Source organism: Paenarthrobacter sp. DKR-5 (assembly GCF_018531425.1).
GTDB lineage: Bacteria > Actinomycetota > Actinomycetes > Actinomycetales > Micrococcaceae > DKR-5.
Window position 1 is genome coordinate 553,710 of the sequence record NZ_JAHBOI010000003.1, and the last position, 18,951, is coordinate 572,660.

At 69.5% G+C, this 18,951-nt stretch carries 23 protein-coding genes; 19 read left to right on the forward strand and 4 right to left on the reverse strand.

The window, feature by feature from the left end; genetic code table 11:
• Positions 1-119 precede the first annotated feature (119 nt).
• A complete protein-coding gene (locus KIH31_RS08795) occupies positions 120-635 on the forward strand; it encodes a DinB family protein (protein ID WP_214426694.1) in 516 nt (171 codons plus the stop codon).
• Between the two features lie 71 nt (positions 636-706).
• Here KIH31_RS08795 and KIH31_RS08800 read toward each other — a convergent pair whose 3' ends face one another.
• Complete coding sequence (locus KIH31_RS08800) at positions 707-1,849, reverse strand: pyridoxal phosphate-dependent aminotransferase (protein WP_214426695.1); 1,143 nt, start codon at positions 1,847-1,849, stop codon at positions 707-709.
• A 72-nt stretch (positions 1,850-1,921) separates the two neighbouring features.
• Between KIH31_RS08800 and truB the strand changes: the two genes are divergently transcribed.
• The 9 genes from truB to KIH31_RS08845 all read left to right on the forward strand — a co-directional run bounded on the left by truB (position 1,922) and on the right by KIH31_RS08845 (position 10,015).
• Positions 1,922-2,848 (forward strand): tRNA pseudouridine(55) synthase TruB, encoded by a 927-nt coding sequence (truB, locus tag KIH31_RS08805; RefSeq protein WP_214426696.1) that lies wholly within the window; start codon positions 1,922-1,924, stop codon positions 2,846-2,848.
• 1 nt (position 2,849) lies between these two features.
• The gene (locus tag KIH31_RS08810; protein WP_214426697.1) at positions 2,850-3,203 is read left to right on the forward strand and encodes a hypothetical protein; all 354 of its coding nucleotides are present in this window, start codon (positions 2,850-2,852) and stop codon (positions 3,201-3,203) included.
• A 14-nt stretch (positions 3,204-3,217) separates the two neighbouring features.
• The gene (locus KIH31_RS08815) at positions 3,218-3,658 is read left to right on the forward strand and encodes a hypothetical protein (protein WP_214426698.1); all 441 of its coding nucleotides are present in this window, start codon (positions 3,218-3,220) and stop codon (positions 3,656-3,658) included.
• Entirely contained in the window at positions 3,655-4,263 is a 609-nt protein-coding gene (locus KIH31_RS08820; protein ID WP_214426699.1) for a GNAT family N-acetyltransferase, read from the forward strand. The genes KIH31_RS08815 and KIH31_RS08820 overlap by 4 nt, the downstream gene beginning before the upstream one ends.
• A gap of 94 nt (positions 4,264-4,357) precedes the next feature.
• On the forward strand, positions 4,358-5,356 hold the full coding sequence (locus KIH31_RS08825) for a bifunctional riboflavin kinase/FAD synthetase (protein WP_214426700.1): 999 nt from the start codon (positions 4,358-4,360) through the stop codon (positions 5,354-5,356).
• A complete protein-coding gene (locus KIH31_RS08830) occupies positions 5,353-5,853 on the forward strand; it encodes a DUF2127 domain-containing protein (RefSeq protein ID WP_214426701.1) in 501 nt (166 codons plus the stop codon). The genes KIH31_RS08825 and KIH31_RS08830 overlap by 4 nt, the downstream gene beginning before the upstream one ends.
• A gap of 84 nt (positions 5,854-5,937) precedes the next feature.
• Entirely contained in the window at positions 5,938-6,207 is a 270-nt protein-coding gene (gene rpsO / locus KIH31_RS08835; RefSeq protein ID WP_214426702.1) for a 30S ribosomal protein S15, read from the forward strand.
• Between the two features lie 214 nt (positions 6,208-6,421).
• Entirely contained in the window at positions 6,422-8,674 is a 2,253-nt protein-coding gene (locus KIH31_RS08840) for a polyribonucleotide nucleotidyltransferase (RefSeq protein ID WP_214426831.1), read from the forward strand.
• The gene (locus KIH31_RS08845) at positions 8,675-10,015 is read left to right on the forward strand and encodes a pitrilysin family protein (protein WP_214426703.1); all 1,341 of its coding nucleotides are present in this window, start codon (positions 8,675-8,677) and stop codon (positions 10,013-10,015) included.
• Between the two features lie 48 nt (positions 10,016-10,063).
• Here KIH31_RS08845 and KIH31_RS08850 read toward each other — a convergent pair whose 3' ends face one another.
• Together KIH31_RS08850 and moaA are read right to left on the reverse strand one after the other, a co-directional pair.
• A complete protein-coding gene (locus KIH31_RS08850) occupies positions 10,064-10,315 on the reverse strand; it encodes a MoaD/ThiS family protein (protein WP_214426704.1) in 252 nt (83 codons plus the stop codon).
• 4 nt (positions 10,316-10,319) lie between these two features.
• Complete coding sequence (gene moaA, locus KIH31_RS08855; protein WP_214426705.1) at positions 10,320-11,375, reverse strand: GTP 3',8-cyclase MoaA; 1,056 nt, start codon at positions 11,373-11,375, stop codon at positions 10,320-10,322.
• Positions 11,376-11,449: 74 nt separating this feature from the next.
• Between moaA and glp the strand changes: the two genes are divergently transcribed.
• The 6 genes from glp to KIH31_RS08885 are packed head-to-tail and all read left to right on the forward strand — an operon-like array spanning position 11,450 to position 15,381.
• Complete coding sequence (glp, locus tag KIH31_RS08860; protein ID WP_214426706.1) at positions 11,450-12,721, forward strand: gephyrin-like molybdotransferase Glp; 1,272 nt, start codon at positions 11,450-11,452, stop codon at positions 12,719-12,721.
• Positions 12,718-13,212, forward strand: a complete 495-nt coding sequence (gene moaC / locus KIH31_RS08865) for a cyclic pyranopterin monophosphate synthase MoaC (protein WP_214426707.1) — start codon at positions 12,718-12,720, stop codon at positions 13,210-13,212. Before glp ends, moaC begins: the two co-directional genes overlap by 4 nt.
• A complete protein-coding gene (locus KIH31_RS08870; protein WP_214426708.1) occupies positions 13,209-13,724 on the forward strand; it encodes a molybdenum cofactor biosynthesis protein B in 516 nt (171 codons plus the stop codon). Before moaC ends, KIH31_RS08870 begins: the two co-directional genes overlap by 4 nt.
• Positions 13,714-14,136 carry a molybdenum cofactor biosynthesis protein MoaE gene (locus tag KIH31_RS08875; protein ID WP_214426709.1) on the forward strand — a complete coding sequence of 141 codons (423 nt, stop codon included), beginning with the start codon at positions 13,714-13,716 and terminating at the stop codon, positions 14,134-14,136. Before KIH31_RS08870 ends, KIH31_RS08875 begins: the two co-directional genes overlap by 11 nt.
• Before the next feature lie 33 nt (positions 14,137-14,169).
• On the forward strand, positions 14,170-14,928 hold the full coding sequence (gene dapB / locus KIH31_RS08880; RefSeq protein ID WP_214426710.1) for a 4-hydroxy-tetrahydrodipicolinate reductase: 759 nt from the start codon (positions 14,170-14,172) through the stop codon (positions 14,926-14,928).
• A gap of 6 nt (positions 14,929-14,934) precedes the next feature.
• On the forward strand, positions 14,935-15,381 hold the full coding sequence (locus KIH31_RS08885) for a hypothetical protein (RefSeq protein ID WP_214426711.1): 447 nt from the start codon (positions 14,935-14,937) through the stop codon (positions 15,379-15,381).
• A gap of 42 nt (positions 15,382-15,423) precedes the next feature.
• Here the strand turns inward: KIH31_RS08885 and KIH31_RS08890 are convergent, their stop codons facing one another.
• Positions 15,424-16,827, reverse strand: a complete 1,404-nt coding sequence (locus KIH31_RS08890) for a rhodanese-like domain-containing protein (RefSeq protein WP_214426712.1) — start codon at positions 16,825-16,827, stop codon at positions 15,424-15,426.
• A gap of 113 nt (positions 16,828-16,940) precedes the next feature.
• Between KIH31_RS08890 and KIH31_RS08895 the strand changes: the two genes are divergently transcribed.
• Genes KIH31_RS08895 through dapA form a run of 3 tightly spaced genes read left to right on the forward strand, consistent with a single transcriptional unit; the run spans position 16,941 to position 18,948 of the window.
• The gene (locus KIH31_RS08895) at positions 16,941-17,762 is read left to right on the forward strand and encodes an alpha/beta fold hydrolase (RefSeq protein WP_214426713.1); all 822 of its coding nucleotides are present in this window, start codon (positions 16,941-16,943) and stop codon (positions 17,760-17,762) included.
• Between the two features lie 9 nt (positions 17,763-17,771).
• Positions 17,772-18,041 (forward strand): hypothetical protein, encoded by a 270-nt coding sequence (locus tag KIH31_RS08900; RefSeq protein ID WP_214426714.1) that lies wholly within the window; start codon positions 17,772-17,774, stop codon positions 18,039-18,041.
• A gap of 10 nt (positions 18,042-18,051) precedes the next feature.
• Positions 18,052-18,948: a 4-hydroxy-tetrahydrodipicolinate synthase gene (gene dapA / locus KIH31_RS08905; RefSeq protein WP_214426715.1), complete on the forward strand. Its 897-nt coding sequence runs from the start codon at positions 18,052-18,054 to the stop codon at positions 18,946-18,948.
• Positions 18,949-18,951 lie beyond the last annotated feature (3 nt).

The following is an 18,951-nucleotide window of genomic DNA, read 5'->3' on the forward strand; positions in this document are numbered from 1 at the left end:
CGGTTTCCCGGATCCCCGGTTCTTGGCGGCCGTCCGGACCATGGCTGCGAGCAATGGCGCAACGGGTTCGCGCCGTGCAAGCATGAGGCTCTGCGACAAGGCGCCGGGAGGGGACTGTAATGAAAACCAACGAACTGCTGCTTGACGAGTTTGGCCGGATCCGCGAGGCCGTGGCGGCCACCCTCGAAGGACTCGACGAAGCCGCGTTGGCCAGGCGGCCGGCGGGCAACGGGAACTCGATCGCATGGTTGCTCTGGCATCTGGGCCGGGTCGAGGACGCGCAGCTCGCTTCGGTCGCCGGCCAGGAGCAGGTCTGGACTTCGCAGGGATTCGCAGACCGCTTCGGCCTCCCGCTGGCTGAGAGGGACACCGGCTACGGCCACAGCTCGGACCAGGTGGATGCCGTGCAGGCGTCGCCCGAGCTCCTGCTTGCCTACTATGACGCCGTGCACGAGCAGACGGCGGCGTTCATCAGGACGCTGGCTGACGAGGATCTGGACCGGATCGTCGACACCCGCTGGAACCCGCCCGTCACCCTTGGCGTGCGGCTGGTCAGCTCGCTCGCAGACTGCCTCCAGCACGTAGGGCAGGCCGCCTACGCCAAGGGCCTGAACCCGGACCGCCCCCGGGACTAATGCCCCCGGGCCGCCCGCGGGACTAGGGCCCAGCCTGCCGGCACTGTGCCGATCATGCCGTCCGCCAGGGCCTAGGTGCGGGCCGGCAGCCGGCCCAGGCCCTCCGTGAGCTGGTCCCGGTCGCCGCAGAGGGCAATGCGCACCCACCCTTCGCCGATGGAACCGAACGCGGTGCCCGGCGCAAGGGACACGGCGTGCTCGGCCAGGAAGCCGTGCACCCAGGCCCGCACATTGCCCCCGGTCGCGTGCGACAGGTCCGCCCACAGGTAGAACGCCCCCTTCGCCCCGAGATAGTTGATGCCCTTGGCGTCCAGCACGGCCGAGGCGGCGTCCCGGTTCGCCCGGTAGTGCGCCGCCGCCTCGCGGACGTAGTCCTGCGGCCCGGTCAGCGCTGCAACGGCGGCGTATTGGGCCGGAGTGCTGACGCAGGAGACCGTGGACTCCATCACCGTGGCCAGGTTCTTCTCCAGGCCCGGCGGCGTGATGAGCGCCCCGATGCGCAGGCCGGTCAGACCGTACGTCTTCGAGAGCGTGAAGGAGCTGAAGACGCGGCCGTCCGTGTCGAAGCGGGCCGGGCTGACATGTTCGACGTCGTAGGTGAAGGCCTCGTAGCACTCATCCGAGATGACCCACAAGTCGTGGCGGCGGGCGAGCTCGACGAGCTCCTCGGTGAGCCCGGCGGTGAAGACGGCGCCCAGCGGGTTCGACGGCGAATTGAGCACCAGCACCTTGGTGCGCTCCGTGATGAGCGCTTCGATGTCCGCGATCCGCGGCTGGAAACCGTTGGCCGGGTAGAGCGGGTACTCCACGGGCACGGCATGCAGCAGCCGGCTGGTCATCGCGAAGGTCGGGTAGCCCGGGTTCGGCACCAGGATTTCGTCGCCGACGTCGAGCAGCGAGCTCATCGCCAGGTGCAGCCCCTGCTGGGCGCCGGCGACGACGAAGACTCGCGACACATCCGCGTCGATGCCGTTCGCGCTGCGCACCCGCTCCGCGAACGCGGCCCGCAGGACCGGGATCCCCGCGTTGGGGGTGTAGGCGGTTTCATCCCGGTCGAAGACGGCCTTGCCAGCGTCCAGGATGTGCTGCGGCGTCGGGAAGCCGGGTTCGCCCAGGCTCAGCACGATGGCTCCCGGCCGCGCCCAGGCGGCTTCGGTGATTTCACGGATCTGGTTCGGCGGCAGCTGCTGCGCCTGGGACGCTAACGAGGGCATACCGTCGAGCTTAGCCCTGCCGCAGCGGCCTCCAGCGCCGGGGCCGACGCGCCGCGCCCTATACTGGACAGCGTGCTTTCCGGACTGGTGATCGTGGACAAACCACAGGGGTGGACCAGCCATGACGTGGTCGGCCGCATGCGACGGCTCGCCGGTACCCGCAAGGTGGGCCACGCCGGGACTCTGGACCCGATGGCGACCGGCGTGCTGGTGCTGGGACTGAACAAGGCCACCCGGCTGCTCACGTACATTGTCGGCACCGGAAAGACCTACGAGGCGACCATCCGCCTGGGCCAGAGCACGGTCACGGACGATGCCGAGGGCGAGGTCACGGCGTCTGCCGACGCCTCCGCGGTCACGGACGAGGACATCCGCGCCGGCGTCCGCCTCCTGACCGGCGACATCGAGCAGGTTCCCAGCAGCGTCAGCGCCATCAAGGTCAACGGCCAGCGCTCCTACGCCCGGGTCAGGTCCGGCGAGGAGGTCGCGCTGAAGGCCAGGCCCGTCACCGTCTCCCGCTTCGAGATCCACCGGGTGCGCCGCGACGGTGCCACGGTCGACGTGGACGTCACCGTCGACTGCTCCTCGGGCACCTACATCCGGGCGTTGGCGCGGGACCTCGGTGCGGGCCTCGGCGTGGGCGGGCACCTCACCGCGCTGCGCCGCACTGCCGTCGGACCGTACGGTATCGACGCCGCCCGCACGCTCGAGGAGCACGCGGAGGACCTCGAGGTGCTGGACATGTCCGAGGCCGCCCGCCGGCTGATGCCCAACCGGGACCTGAGCGCGGCCGAAGCGGCCGAGATCTCGTTCGGCCGCCGGATCGCCGCCTCCGCGGAAGGAACGGCGACTGCCGATCACCCTGCGGCGGCCTTCGCCCCGGACGGCACCCTCGTGGCGCTGCTCGCCGACGCCGGGCGGCACGCCAAACCGGTCATTGTCTTCGAACCAGCGGCGGCACCCGTCCCGCCGGCAAGCAGCCCGGCAGCGGAGGGCTGAGGTGGACGGCTACTTTTTCGCGGTCCTCATCGTGGGGCTGATCTCGACAGTAATCTGCGCCGGGGCCGCTGTGCTGAAGAAGAACCCCAACGACATCACTATCCTTTCCGTGGCTGCGGTGGAGCTCACCCTGGCGGTGTACCTCATCGGCTCCGTCATCCGGGTCATCGCCGGCGAGCACATCGCCGGGGAGCCGTGGGAGTTCTGGGGTTACATGGCGACGGCCCTGATCATCCCTGTCGGCGCCGTGTACTGGGCGCTGCTGGAGCGCACCCGGTGGAGCAATTTCGTGCTGGCCGCCGTCGGCGTCATCGCCTTGGTGATGGCCGCGCGGATGAACCAGATCTGGTACTGAGGAAGAGGAAACCCATGAGACGCCTACCGGCCACCGCCCCGGACCAGCGCGCCCGGCCTGCCAACACGCGCGCCACCGGCCCGGGCCGCCTGTTGATCGTGGTCTATGCGGTTTTCGCCATCGCCGCCACCGCGCGGGCCGGATTTCAGATCGCGACCAAGTTCTCCGACGCCCCGCTGGCGTACCTGCTCTCGGCGTTCGCCGCCGTCGTCTACATTGTGGCGACGGTCTCGCTGGCCCGGCCGGGCACCCGCGCATTCCGGGTGTCGCTGGCCGCGGTGCTGGTGGAACTGGCCGGTGTGCTGGTCATCGGCGCGCTGAGCATCGCTGACGCCCAGGCCTTTCCCCACGACACGGTCTGGTCCGGATTCGGCCGCGGCTACGGGTACGTGCCGCTGCTGCTGCCGGTGCTGGGCCTTCTCTGGCTGCGCCGGACGCGGCCGGCCGCGGAATGAGCGGGGCGGAGGGCCTCTCCGTCATCCCCGTCGTGCCGGAGCTCGACGACGGCACGGTGCGCCTGCGTGCGCTGCGGCCGCAGGACCTGCCGCAGCTGGTCGCCATCTGCCGGGACGAAGCGGCGGTTCGCTGGACCACGGTGCCCCCGGATTACACCGAGCAGGACGGCCAGGCGTACATCCGCGAGATGGTGCCCGAGGGCTGGCGGACGGGGGAGCGGCTCGTGTTCGCCGCCGCCGACACGGCCACCGACACCCTGCAGGGCACCGTCGGCCTGCACGCCTTCCGGGCCGGAACGGCCGAAGCGGGCCTGAACTTCGGCCCCGCGGCGCGCGGGACGGGACTGCCCGAAAGGGCGGCCCGGCTGCTGCTGGAGTACGCGTTCGACCAGCTGAATCTTCAGTATCTGTACTGGCAGGCGCTGGTGCCCAACTGGGCAAGCCGGAAGCTGGCCTGGAAGCTGGGCTTCCGGTTCGACGCCGAGCTGCGCGGCTTCGCCAACGACCGGGGCGCCTCGGCGGACCTGTGGATGCTCAGCCTGGCGGCCGGAGATCCCCGGAGCCCCCGGATGCCCTGGGACGGGCCGTCGGCCGGACAGAGCTGACCGCTGCGCCCCGGCTGGGCCCCCGGCAGGAAGTTTCCGGGGAGCGGGTACCCTAGGGAGAGTTCTGACGGAAGCGAAATCGTAGGCGAGGTTGATGGTGCACTTCTGGAATGGCCTGGCGGAAGTTCCTGCCGGGTTCGGTCCGTCCGTGGTGACCATCGGCAACTTCGACGGCGTGCACCGGGGCCACCAGAAGGTCCTCGGACAGCTCGTGCAGACCGCCCGCGCCACCGGCGGCAAGGCCGTCGCCGTGACCTTCGACCCGCACCCGGCAAAGGTGCACCGGCCCGAGAGCGCCCCGGAACTGATCATGGGCCTGCAGGACAGGCTCGAAACCATGGGGGAGACCGGCGTCGACGCCGTGCTGGTGCTGCCCTACAGCCTCGACTTCGCCCGCCTGACGCCGGAGGAATTCGTCAAGTCGGTGCTGGTGGACGGGCTTCATGCCAGCCACGTTGTCATCGGCCATGACGTGCGTTTCGGCCGGGGCAACTCCGGAGACCTGGGCACGATGCAGGAATTGGGGGCCCGGCTCGGTTTCGAGGTGCTGGTGATTGAGGAATTCGGCTCGCAGCTGCCGGCGCACGCCCGGGAAGCGGAGGCGGAGGACGAGGAGCGCCGCTGCTCGTCGACCTGGGTCCGCGAAGCCCTCGCGCGGGGGGACGTGGCCACGGCCGCCGCGGTGCTGGGCAGGCCGCACCGGATGCGCGGAGAGGTGGTGCACGGCGCCGCCCGCGGCCGGGCCCTGGGATTCCCCACGGCCAACCTCGCCGTTGCGGCCACCGGCTATGTTCCGGCGGACGGCATCTACGCCGGCTGGCTGGTAGACGACGCCGGAACACGCTGGCCCGCGGCGATTTCAGTCGGATCGAACCCGACCTTCGACGGGGTCAGCCGCCAGGTCGAGGCGCACGTGATAGACCGTCCGGACGAGGCCGTGGAGGACTTCGACCTCTACGGCCAGTCGGTGGTGCTCGAATTCGTGGCGCGGCTGCGGGGGATGGTGGCCTACACCGGACCGCAGGCGCTGATCGAGCAGATGCGCCTTGACGTGGCGCAGACCCGCCGCATCCTGGTTCCCACGACCGCATGAGCACCCGCGGCGGGGCCCTTCTGGACCGGTTCTACCGGATCGGTGTCGTGCTCAAGGGCTTGGACGGACTCGCCGAGTTCGTCGCCGGGCTGCTGTTGTGGCTGACCCCGGACCTGCTGGAGAAGGTGCTCCGGCCGCTCACCGGTACGGTCGACGGCGACCATCCGGTGCGCAACCTCATCGCGCATTGGGCCGGGAAGCTGGACCATGACCTGAGCAACGGCCCGCACACCTTCATCGTCCTGTTCCTGCTCACGCACGGCATCATCAAACTCGTCCTCGTGTACTGCCTGCTGCGCGAATACGTCCGCGTCTACCCGTACGCGATTGCGGTGCTGGTGCTGTTCGCCGTCTACCAGGTGTATGTCCTGATCACCGGACCCAGCGTCGGGATGGCCCTGCTGACCCTGCTGGACATCGCCATCATCTGGCTCGTCTGGCGGGAGTGGCGGCAGCTCAAGCGCCGCCGTGTTTCGACATTGTCTCTGCGCGCCTAGTAAACTGGCGGAAGAATCCTGCTGCAGTCCGTGGTGGCTGGATTTTGTTTTGTATTGATCACGGGACAACTCATAGGAGTTAATGTGGCATTGGACGCCGCTCTCAAGCAGGAAATCATCAAGGAATACGCCACCAGTGAGGGTGACACCGGTTCGCCGGAGGTCCAGATCGCGATGCTCTCCAAGCGCATCTCCGACCTGACCGAGCACCTGAAGCAGCACAAGCACGACCACCACACCCGTCGTGGTCTGATGGCTCTGGTTGGCCGCCGCCGTCGCCTGCTGACGTACCTGCACGACACTGACATCAGCCGCTACCGTTCGCTCATCGAGCGCCTCGGCCTGCGTCGATAGTTAGCTTGGGAACGGCCCTTTCAGCACCTCACCGGTGCGGGAAGGGCCGCTTTTCCACCTCCTGAACAACTCAACACTGGAGCCAACCGGCCCGAACATTCGCGGTCCTCGGTAGTGACTTCCGGAGCAGCCCCAGCGGCAGCGCCGTGGGTCTCGATCGAAGACCGGGTGTCGCGGCGGTTGCCTCCGCAACACAGAAACGGAGGTGACTCTCTTGGAGGGTCCCGAAATCCAGTTCGCCGAGGCCGTTATTGACAACGGCCGCTTCGGCAAGCGCACCATCCGCTTTGAAACCGGCCGCCTCGCCCAGCAGGCCGCCGGCTCGGCCATGGTCTACATCGACGAAGACACGGCCCTGCTGTCCGCGACCACCGCGGGCAAGCAGCCGCGCGAAGGCTTCGACTTCTTCCCGCTGACGGTCGACGTCGAAGAGCGCATGTACGCCGCGGGCCGCATCCCGGGCTCGTTCTTCCGCCGCGAAGGCCGCCCGTCCACGGAAGCCATCCTGGCCTGCCGCCTGATGGACCGCCCGCTGCGCCCGGCCTTCGTGAAGGGCCTGCGCAACGAGGTCCAGATCGTGGTGACCGTCCTGGCCATCAACCCGGACGTGCTCTACGACGTCGTTGCGATCAACGCGTCCTCGATGTCCACCCAGCTCTCCGGCCTGCCGTTCTCCGGCCCGATCGGCGGCGTCCGCGTGGCGCTGGTCGACGGCCAGTGGGTTGCCTTCCCGAAGCACTCCGAGCTGGAGAACGCCGTGTTCGACATGGTGGTCGCCGGCCGCATTGCCGGTGACGACGTCGCCATCATGATGGTCGAGGCCGAGGCCACCGACAACTCCTGGAGCCTGATCAAGGAACAGGGCGCCACCGCCCCGACCGAAGAGATCGTCGCCGACGGCCTGGAGGCCGCCAAGCCGTTCATCCGCGCCCTGTGCGAGGCCCAGGCCGACCTGGCCGCCCGCGCCGCGAAGCCGACCGTCGAGTTCCCGATCTTCCTGGACTACCAGGACGACGCGTACAACGCCGTTGAGTCCGCTGCCGAAGCCAAGCTTTCCGAGGTCTTCCAGATCGCCGACAAGCAGGAGCGCGACAACGCCTCCGACGCGCTCAAGGACGAGGTCCTGGGCCAGCTGGCCGGCCAGTTCGAGGGCCGCGAGAAGGAACTCTCCGCAGCGTTCCGCTCGGTCACCAAGAAGGTCGTGCGCCAGCGCATCCTCAAGGACCAGGTCCGCATCGACGGCCGCGGCCTGACGGACATCCGCCAGCTCACCGCCGAGGTCGAGGTCCTGCCCCGCGTGCACGGTTCCGCCATCTTCGAGCGCGGCGAGACCCAGATCATGGGCGTCACCACGCTGAACATGCTCAAGATGGAGCAGCAGATCGACTCGCTGTCGCCCGTCACGCACAAGCGCTACATGCACAACTACAACTTCCCGCCGTACTCCACCGGTGAGACCGGCCGCGTGGGCTCGCCCAAGCGCCGCGAAATCGGCCACGGCGCCCTCGCCGAGCGTGCGATCGTCCCGGTCCTGCCCTCGCGCGAAGAGTTCCCCTACGCCATCCGCCAGGTCTCCGAGGCCCTCGGGTCCAACGGCTCTACCTCGATGGGTTCGGTTTGCGCCTCGACGCTGTCGCTGCTCAACGCCGGTGTGCCGTTGAAGGCTCCGGTCGCCGGCATCGCGATGGGCCTGGTCTCCGACCAGGTGGACGGGCAGACCCGGTACGCGGCGCTGACCGACATCCTGGGCGCCGAGGATGCTTTTGGCGACATGGACTTCAAGGTCGCCGGAACCTCCGAGTTCGTCACCGCGATCCAGCTCGACACCAAGCTCGACGGCATTCCCGCGTCGGTGCTGGCCGCCGCGCTGAAGCAGGCCCGCGAAGCCCGCCTGCACATCCTCGGCGTCATCAACGCCGCGATCGACCGCCCGGATGAAATGTCCGAGTTTGCCCCGCGCGTCATCGCGGTGAAGATCCCGGTGGACAAGATCGGCGAGGTCATCGGCCCGAAGGGCAAGATGATCAACCAGATCCAGGAAGACACCGGAGCGGACATCTCCATCGAGGACGACGGCACCGTCTACATCGGCGCGACGGACGGCCCCTCGGCGGAAGCTGCGCGTTCGGCGATCAACGCGATCGCCAACCCGCAGATCCCCGAAATTGGCGAACGCTACCTGGGCACCGTGGTGAAGACCACCACGTTCGGCGCCTTCGTGTCGCTGACCCCGGGCAAGGACGGCCTGCTGCACATCTCCGAGCTGCGCAAGCTCGCCGGCGGCAAGCGGGTTGACAACGTCGACGACGTCGTCTCCGTGGGCCAGAAGATCCAGGTGGAAATCACCAAGATCGACGACCGTGGAAAGCTCTCCCTCGCCCCGGTCGTGGCCGAGGATGAGAACGCTGCCGCGGGCGGGTCCGAAGAGGCTCACGCGCAGGAGCCCGCCGAGGGTTCAGCAGAGTAAATGGCAGTTGTGTCCTTGCCGCTGAACGGCGGCAATGATCCTTCGCTGATCTCCGGGGAGGCGGGCGGCGCCGTGGTGCGCCGTTCCGTCCTCCCCGGAGGCGTCCGCGTGCTCACCGAGTCGATGCCGGGCCAGCGTTCGGCCACCATCGGCTTCTGGGTGGGGGTCGGCTCACGGGACGAAGCGCCCGGCCAGCACGGCTCCACCCACTTCCTTGAGCATCTGCTGTTCAAGGGCACCAAGCGCCGCACTGCGCTGGAGATCGCCTCGGCGTTCGACGAGGTCGGCGGCGAATCCAACGCTGCGACCGCGAAGGAGAGCACCTGCTACTACGCTAGGGTGCTCGACACGGACCTGCCGATGGCGATCGACGTGATCGCGGACATGGTCACCTCCGCCGTGCTCGACCCGGACGAGCTCGAGCAGGAACGGGACGTCATCCTCGAGGAAATCGCCATGGACAGCGATGACCCGACCGACGTCGCGCACGAGAAGTTCGTCGCTGCCGTTCTTGGCGAGCATCCGTTGGGCCGCCCGATCGGCGGGACGCCGGACGCCATCCGCGCCGTCTCCCGGGACTCGGTGTGGGCCCACTACCAGCGCTACTACCGTCCCGACGAGCTCGTCATCACGGCGGCCGGTGGCCTTGACCACGACGAAGTCTGCGCGCAGGTGCTCGACGCCCTGCGCGGTGCCGGCTGGCAGATGGCCGAGGGTGCCTCCCCGGTGGCCCGGCGGGGCACCGCCCCGGCCGAGATCCGCGGAACCGCGGGCACCCATGTGGTCAAACGGCCGGTGGAACAGGCGAACATCATCCTGGGCTGCCCGTCGCTGGTGGCCACGGACGAACGCCGGTTCGTGATGAGCGTGCTGAACGCGGTGCTCGGCGGCGGCATGTCTTCGCGCCTGTTCCAGGAGATCAGGGAAAAGCGCGGGCTGGTTTACTCGACCTACTCGTTCGCTTCCGCCTACGCGGACGCGGGGTACTTCGGGATGTACGCCGGCTGCACGCCCTCGAAGGTGAAGCAGGTCATCGCCCTGCTCGCGGCGGAACTGGATAAGCTCGCAGCCGAGGGCATCACCGAGGACGAACTGGGCAAGGCCGTCGGCCAGCTCTCCGGCGGCATCGTGCTGGCGCTGGAGGACACCGGCTCGCGGATGTCCCGGCTGGGCCGATCCGAGCTGGTCTCGGGGGAGTTCCTCGACATCGACGAGACGCTCGCCCGGATCAAGGCAGTCACGGTGGAGGAGGTCCGTGAGCTGGCGGCCGAGCTCGCCGCGGCGCCCCGCACCGTCACCGTCGTCGGACCCTTCGAGGAAGACGCCGACTTCAGCCTCTGACGCTGCCGCGGCCCTTCGGTGCGGTCGTGCGGCCCTTCCTGCGGTCCCTCAGCCGCCGGCGAAGGGCGGCAGGATGTCCACGACGTCGTCGGGTGCGAGCACCCGCCCGTGGTCCCGCAGTGCTGTCTCGTTGAGCAGGAAGCTGCTGCGCCGGATCACTGACTCCAGCGTGGGCGAACCGTCCGGATGGCGTGTCACCAGGTCCTGCAGCAGCGAAGAAAGCGTGGGGGCGGCGAGGTCGACGGTTTCCTCGTCGCGGCCCGTTGCGGCACGCGCGGCACCGTAATAGCGGATCAGCACCGGTTCAGCCTCCGATGGCGCTCATCGAGCGGTCGGGCTGCACGAAGTCCGGCGCGCCGAGCCCCACATGGTCCATGCCGTGCGCGCGGGGCTTGGCCCACATGGCCTGCTGCCAGACAGCGGCGATGTCGGCGTCCGAGGCACCCCCGCGCAGGGTCGCGAGCAGGTCGGTTTCCTCGTGGCTGAACAGGCAGCTGCGCACCTTTCCCTCCGCCGTGATCCGGGTGCGGGTGCAGTCGGCGCAGAAAGGCTCCGTGACGGAGGCAATGATGCCCACGGTTCCTGCCACGACGTCGGGGGACCCGGCACGCCGGACCTCGAAGCGCTCGGCCGGGGCTCCGTCGCGGCTTCTCGGGTCCGGGGTGAGCACAAAGCTGCGGCCGAGCAACTCGCGGATCTCCCGCGCGGTGATCATGCCCTCGCGCGTCCAGCCGTGGTCGGCGTCCAGCGGCATCTGTTCAATGAAACGCAGTTCGAAGCCCCGGGCGACGGCCCACTCGAGCAGTGCGGGAGCCTCATGGTCGTTGATGCCGCGCATCAGCACGGCGTTGATCTTCACCAGGCCCAGGCCCGCCTCGGCGGCGGCCTCGATGCCCTTGAGCACGCGGTCCAGGAACGGGCGGCGGGTGAGCTGGGCGAAGGTGCCGGGATGCAGCGAGTCCATGGAGACGTTGATGCGGGTCAGGCCCGCCTCCCGGAGCGCGGCGGCTTTCTTGTCCAGGCCGACGCCGTTGGTCGTCAGGGAGATCGGCAGGTCCGGGTGCTCGCTGCGCAGTGCGGCAATGATCTCGACCAGGTCCGCCCTGACCAGCGGCTCGCCTCCGGTCAGGCGCAGCTCGCGCACCCCCAGACTGTCCACGCCGATGCGCACGAGCCGGGCGATTTCCCCGGCCGTGAGGACCTGGTCGCGCGCAAGCCAGTCGAGGCCCTCCGCGGGCATGCAGTAGGTGCAGCGCAGGTTGCATTTGTCCGTCAGCGAGATGCGCAGATCGGTGGCCCGGCGGCCGAAACGGTCCACCAGCCCTGCGTCCGGGCGCGGCATGCCGAGGGGAACAGTCATGCGTCCACGCTACGCCACCGTCGAGCGTTTGGGCATCACCCGTTCGCAGCCGCCCGCGTTCCCTACAATCAGTCATGCAGTCGTCTTTGCCGCCGCCATCCCGTGGCCGGGGCCGGGCGACGCGGGAGAGGAGCACCGTGCCCAGGTCTGTCAGCGCCCACCAGGAGGCCGTGCGCAGCCTGCTTCAGGCGCCACTGTCGGCTGCCGGGCCGGCTGCTGAGCTCCCGCTGGCCCGGGCCAGGGGTCTCGTCCTGGCCCGCGACGTCACCGCGCCGGTGAGCCTGCCGCCGTTCGCCAATTCGCAGATGGACGGGTTCGCCGTCCGTTCGGCGGACCTGGCCGCCGGCCGGCCCCTGCCCGTTGCCGAACCCGTGCCGGCGGGCGCGGACCCGGGGCCGCTGCGGCCCGGCTGGGCCGCGCCGGTGATGACCGGAGCCAAGATGCCTGCCGGGGCGGACGCCGTCGTCCCGGTCGAGCGCGCCGACCCGCCGCGGTTCCCTGACGCTTCCGCCGCGGCGGAGGTGCTGCTGCCGCAGACGGCGCCGGGAACCTACGTCCGGGAGCCGGGCAGCGACATTGCCGCCGGCGCACGGGCCCTGCCCGCCGGCACGGTCCTCGGCCCCGCCCAGCTGGGCCTGCTGGCGGCCCTCGGTCTCACCACGGCCCCGGTGCGCGACGCCCCGGCGCCCCGGGTGCTGCTGGTGGCCACCGGCGACGAAGTGGTCGCCCCCGGCACCGCGCTGCCGGAGGGCAAGATCTTCGACGCGAACGGCACAATCCTGCACGCCGCCCTGGCCGAAGCAGGCGTCGAGGTCGTCGACGGCGGCCTCGTGCCCGATGACCCCGGCGTGCTCAGGCAGCTGATCAGGGAATACGCACCCTCGGTGGACCTGGTCCTCACCACCGGCGGGGTGAGCATGGGCGCCTACGAGGTGGTCCGGCAGGCCATGGCGGACCAACCGGTCGACTTCCTCTCCGTGGCCATGCAGCCGGGGGGCCCGCAGGGGATCGGGACCGTCGACGGCACGGCCTTCCTCGGCTTTCCCGGGAACCCCGTCAGTGCGCTGGTGTCCTTCGAGATGTTCCTGCGCCCGGCGCTGAGCGAACTCAGGGGGCTGCCCCAACCGCGTCCTGTGGTCCGCGCCCGGCTCGCGGAACGCACGGACTCGCCCCCGAACAAGCACCAGGTCCGGCGCGGCGTGTACGCGGAAGGGACGGTACGGCTGGTCGGCGGCCCCGGTTCGCACCTGGTCAGTGCCCTCGCCGCCTCGAATGCGCTCGTGCACATTCCCGAGGGCCGGGGCGCCGTCGAGGCCGGCGAAGACGTGACAGCATGGTTGCTATGACTGACGAGCGTGCACACGAAGAGGCGCCTGCGCTTACCCACCTGCGGGCCGACGGCACCGCCCAGATGGTGGATGTTTCGGGAAAGCCGGAAACCAGCCGGGAGGCAACCGCGCAGGCGGTGCTCCGGACCACCGCGGAGGTGATGGGGCTGCTCACCTCGGGCGGCCTGCCCAAGGGCGACGCACTGGCCGTGTCCCGGGTAGCCGGCATCATGGCGGCCAAGCAGACGTCGACGCTGATTCCGCTCTGCCACCCGCTGCCCATTTCCAAGGTGACCATCGACTTCGAGCTCGGCGCGAGCGAGGTGCTGGTGCGTGCCACCGTCAAGACCAAGGGCCTGACCGGTGTCGAAATGGAAGCCCTCACGGCTGCCTCGGTGGCGGCGCTGACCGCCTACGACATGATCAAGGCCGTGGACAAGCACGCGGTGCTCAGCGACATCAAGGTACTCGCCAAGAGCGGCGGCAAGAGCGGGGACTGGGCGCTGTGAACGGCGCCAGGCCCGCCGGCGGGTCCCTGGCGGGGGCATCCCGGCGCGCCGCCGTCGTCGTTGCGTCCACCCGTGCTGCCGCCGGCGTCTACGAGGACCGTACCGGCCCGGTCATCCAGGAGTGGCTGCGCGGCAACGGCTTCGACGTCGAGGCCGTCGCCGTCGTGGCCGACGGCGACGCAGTGGGGGACACGCTCCGGGAACTCGTCCGCGGCGGCTGCGCCGTCGTCGTCACCAGCGGGGGAACCGGGCTGAGCCCGGATGACAGGACGCCGGAGCAAACCAAGGCGCTGCTGGACATCGAGGTGCCCGGAATAATGGAAGCCATCCGGCACGCTGGCGCCGGGAACACCCCCACGGCAATCCTCAGCCGCGGCCACGCCGGCGTCGCCGGAAAGACCTTCATCATCAACCTCCCCGGTTCGCCGGGCGGCGTCAGGGATGGCCTCGCCGTGCTCGGGCCCGTCCTGGGCCATCTTTGCGACCAACTGGAAGGCAGCCATGAGCACTGACATCCTCGAGGCACGGCTGAGCGAAACCCCGATCACCGTGCAGGAAGCCATCGACGCGGTCGAAAGCGCCGACTGCGGCGCGGTGGTGAGCTTCAGCGGCGTGGTGCGCGACCACGACGGCGGCAGGGCGGTGAACTCACTGAGCTACAGCTCGCACCCGACCGCGGCCAAGGTCATGAGCGCGGTGGTGCAGGAGCTGGCAGCCGCCCATGACGGGGTCAGGATCTGGGCCGCGCACAGGGTCGGCCCGCTGCAGATCGGCGACGCCGCCCTGGTGTGCGCCGTGGCGGCCGCCCACCGCGGCCAGGCGTTCGCCGCCTGCTCCGAACTCGTGGACCGGATCAAGGCGGAGGTGCCCATCTGGAAGGAACAGTTCTTTGCCGACGGCAGCGTCGAATGGGTCGGCGCGTAACCCCGCACCGGGGCTGCCGTTAAGCTTGGAGCCATGAGCGCAACGTTGAAAGTGGCCGTGCTGGGCGCACAGGGCCGGATGGGGACCGCGGCGGTCCAGGCCGTGAAAGCTGCCGAAGACCTTGAGCTGGTCGCAGCCCTGGGTCGCGGTGACCCCCTCACCACCCTGCTGTCCTCGGGGGCTCAGGTCGCTGTGGACCTGACCGTGCCGGACAGCACCCAGGCCAATGTGCGCTTCGCCGTCGAGCACGGCATCCACGCCGTTGTCGGCACCACAGGGTGGGACAAGACCGCGCTGGCCGAGCTGCGCCACCTGCTGCAGTCCCACCCGGGCGTCGGTGTGCTGATCGCGCCCAACTTCGCCCTCGGCTCCGTGCTCGCCACCGCCTTCGCCGCGAAGGCCGCGAAGTACTTCGAATCCGTCGAGATCATCGAACTGCACCACCCGCGCAAGGTTGACGCCCCTTCCGGCACAGCGGTGCGCACCGCCCAGCTGATTGCCGAAGCACGCCGGCATGCCGGGGTGGCCGCGGCCCCGGACGCCACCGAGACGCAGCTCGACGGCGCCCGCGGTGCCAGTGTGGAGGGGATCCCGGTGCACAGCGTGCGGCTCAGCGGGCTGGTGGCGCACCAGGAAGTGCTGTTCGGCGCGCCGGGGGAGCAGCTGACCATCCGGCACGACTCGTTCACCCGGGAGTCCTTCATGCCCGGCGTGCTGCTGGGCGTGCGCCAGGTCGGGGGCCGGCCCGGACTGACGGTCGGGCTCGACGGCTACCTGGACCTGGACGCGTAGGCCCCGATGCGCACCAAGATCTGGGTGGGCCTCATCGCCCTGCTGCTCGTGTTCTACCTCGTCGTCATGGTCCAGCAGGCCTTCTGGCTGCTCGCGGACCCGAACTGGACCGCGAAGGGCCTCGGCGCAGCGTACCTGGTGCTGCCGGTCGTCGGCGCGTGGGCGCTGGTGCGCGAGATTCTCTTCGGCGCCCGGACCGAGCGGCTGGCCAAGGAGCTCGAAGCCGAGGGCGGCCTGCCGGAAGACAACCTCCCCCGCACACCGGGCGGACGGATCGTGCGGGAGGCGGCGGACCGGGAGTTCCAGAAGTACAAGGCCGAGGCGGAGGCGGCCCCGGCGGACTGGCGGTCCTGGTTCCGGCTTTCCTGCGCCTATGACGCCGCGGGGGACCGCAAACGCGCCCGCTCGTCGATGCGTGACGCGATCAAGCTGTACCAGACCCGCGCGGGCTAGGCTTCCCGCGGTCCCTGCCGGGGACCGCGGGAAGCCTCCTGGTCAGCGCGTGGCCGCGACGGCGGCCTTCCGCGCCGACCAGCCGGCGTAGCTGCCGTCGAGCTCGACGATGTCGTACCCGGCCCGGCGCAGGGCGCTCGCCGCAACCGAGTTGCGCACGCCGCTCTGGCAGTAGGTCACGATGGTGCCCTCGGCGGGAAGTTCGTCGAGGTGCCACATGACCCGGCCGCCGCTGAGCTGGCCGGAGCCGGGAATGTGGCCTGCGGTGTGTTCGGTGCGGTTGCGCACGTCGAGCACCAGCGCCGCGTCGAAGCCTTCCAGCTCCTCGGGCTGGATCAGCTTCGGGGTGGCCGTGGGCAGGCCCGCGAGGCTCGTGACGTAGCCGGCTACCGAGTCGATGCCCACGCGGACCAGGTGGTCCCGCATGCGCTCGGCCTGGGCCGCGCTTCCGGCCAGCAGGACGAGCGGATTCTTGTCGGTCTCAGGGTTGACCACCCAGGCGCCGAAGCTGGCCACGGACTTGCCGTCGGGGATGTTGAGCGAGCCGGCGACGGTGCCTTCATGGACCTGGGTGTGCGGCCGGGTGTCCACGAAGGTCACCGTGTCCGCGGCCAGGTCCGCGGCGACGGCGGCCGGGTCGAGCTCTGCCAGCGGAGCGCGTTCGCCCATCACTGCAGGGCCCTGGCGGTTCTCCCGCTTCATCCGCGCGAAGTAGGCATGGGCGTCCGGCTGGCCGTCGAGCAGTTCATTGATGAAGCCCTGCTCGTCATTGGCCGCCAGGTAGGGTCCCCACCAGGCGTACAGCCGCTCGTAGCCCACCGTGGAGGACGGGATGGCGCCCAAGGCCTTCCCGCAGGCGCTGCCCGCGCCGTGGCCGGGATGCACCTGGACGTAGTCGGGGAGGGTCAGGAACTTGTCCCGCAGGCTGGAGAACAGCTGGCGGGCGCCTTCGAACCGGGTGTTGACGCCGCCGGCCGCCTCGTCGAGCAGGTCCGGACGGCCCAGGTCGCCGGAGAAGACGAAGTCGCCTGAAAGCAGGTATCCAGGCTGGTCGCTGAAGGCTCCGTCGGTGATGAGGAAGGACAGGTGCTCCGGGGTGTGCCCGGGGGTGTGGACGGCCTTCACGGTGATGTTGCCGAGGCTGACTGTGTCGCCGTCGTAAAGGAGTTCGCCGGCGAACTCGTACTGCCAGTCCGGGCCGCCCTCGCCGGAAACGTAGATCGTCGCGCCGGTGGCAGCGGCCAGCTCGCGCGTGCCGGAGAGGTAATCGGCGTGGATGTGGGTCTCGGTCACCGCCACGATCCTCATGCCGTTGGCCGCTGCGAGGGAGCGGTACGTTTCGATGTCGCGGCGGGCGTCGACGACGATCGCTTCACCCTTGGCCTGGCAGCCGATGAAGTAACTGGCCTGGGCGAGATCCTCGTCGTAGATGCGCTCGATGAGCATGGTGCTCTCTTTCGTCTCAGCGTGGGACGGCCGCAAGGACCGTCGTGGTGCTTCCAGTGTAATACCCCCTGGGGTATGCGGCAACGTCGGGTGGCCCGGGTTATGTTGGAGCCATGGCTGATGCGTTCAATGCGGCGGACGGGACCCGGATTTCGTTCGAAGAAGCGGGGGAGGGTCCGGCCGTGCTGCTGGTCCATGGCTCGGGGCTGTCCCGCGCGATCTGGCGCGGCTTCGGTTATGTGAAGGCGCTGCGCGGCAGTTACCGGGTCATCACCGTCGACCTGCGCGGCCACGGCCGCAGCGACAAGCCGCACCGGGAGCAGGACTACCGGATGGAGCTGGTGGTCGGGGACCTGCTCGCCGTGCTGGATGCCGCCGGCGTCGACGCCGCCCACCTCCTGGGGTACTCCTTCGGGGCAAGGGTGGGCTTCTCCTTGGCTGACAGCCATCCGGAGCGGATGCTCTCCTTTGTCTCCGCCGGAGGGACGCACCGCCCGTTGGCCGGCCAGATCGAGCGGGTGTTCTTCCCCGGCTACGACCAGGCGATCAGCGACGGCGGCATGGCTGAATTCGTGCGGCGCTGGGGTGAGGCCTCCGGCCGGCCCATCGACCCGCAGACGGCCGCCGCCTTCCAAGCCAACGACGCCGCAGCCCTGCAGGCCTACTTTCGGCAGAGCGAAAGCGAGCCCGGGGTGCCCGAGGACCGGCTGGAACGCTTCGCGCTGCCGGTGCTGCTGCTGGCGGGCACGGAGGACCATCCCAGGGCGCGCGACTCCCGCCTTGCCGCGGACCTGATACCCGGCGCCGAATTCCGCGCGCTGGCCGGCCGGAACCACGGGTCCACGCTGGTTCCCGCCGACGAGGTGCTCGAGGCCGTGCTTCCGTTCCTGGAGAGGGCGGGCAAGGGCTTGCGGGTCGAACATATGTTCGAATAATCTTGCTGCATGGAAGACGTGGAATGGCGGCGGGAGGGTCCAACCCTTGCCCAGCAGCCCCCTGGCCCTGAGCTCGTCCGCCGGCTGGCCGACATCGATATTGACGTGCTCACGGAGGACGAACTGCTCGAGTATCTCGCTGCGGCGCGCAGCCAGGCTGCCTGGGCGGATTCCCTGCAGGAGCGGGCGATCGGGCTGTTCGCCGCCCGTCGCCGGTGCCCCGTAACGGTCCCGGCCGCAGCCCGCAAAGGTTCTCCCAAATCAACCCGGAGCGGGTAACGTTTCCTCTATGGCCGACTCTGACATTCTCTTTGGTTCCCTGCTGACCGCAATGGTGACGCCGTTCACCGATGACGGGAAAGTGGACTACGACCAGGCGGCCAAACTTGCCGTCAAACTCGTCGACGAGGGCTGCGACGGTCTGGTGGTCACCGGGACCACGGGGGAGACCTCAACCCTCAAGGACGAAGAGAACGTTGCGATGTTCCAGGCCGTCAAGGACGCTGTCGGCGGCCGCGCCAAAATCGTCGCCGGCACCGGTACGAACGACACCGAGCACTCCATCCAGCTCTCACGCCGGGCGGCCGAGGTCGGCGTCGACGGGCTGCTGCTGGTCACCCCTTACTACAACAAGCCAAGCCAGGCCGGCGTCCAGGCGCACTTCGAAGCCGTGGCCTCCGCCACCGACGTCCCCGTGATGCTCTACGACATCCCGGGCCGGTCAGGGATTCCGATCGCCGTTGAGACGATGCTCCGGCTTGCGGACCACCCGAACATCGTCGCTGTGAAGGACGCCAAGGGCGACTTCGCTGCCGGCACCCGGGTGATGGCCAACAGCGACCTGCAGTTCTACTCGGGTGATGACGGCCTCACCCTGCCGTGGATGGCGATCGGCGCCGTCGGCCTCGTCGGCGTCACGACCCACGTGGTGACCGCGCGCTACCGCGCCCTCATCGACGCGATCCAGGCCGGGAACCTGAAGCAGGCCCAGGCGATCAATTTCGAGCTCGAACCGGTGGTCCGTGCCACGATGACCCGCGTCCCGGGAGCGGTGGCCGCCAAGCAGATCCTCCAGTGGCAGGGCGTGCTGCCCAATTGCGCCGTCCGGCTGCCCCTCGTGGTGCCGACCGAGGCTGAAGCCGCCCAGATCCGCGCGGACCTGGCGGAAGCCGGAATGGAATACTGATCC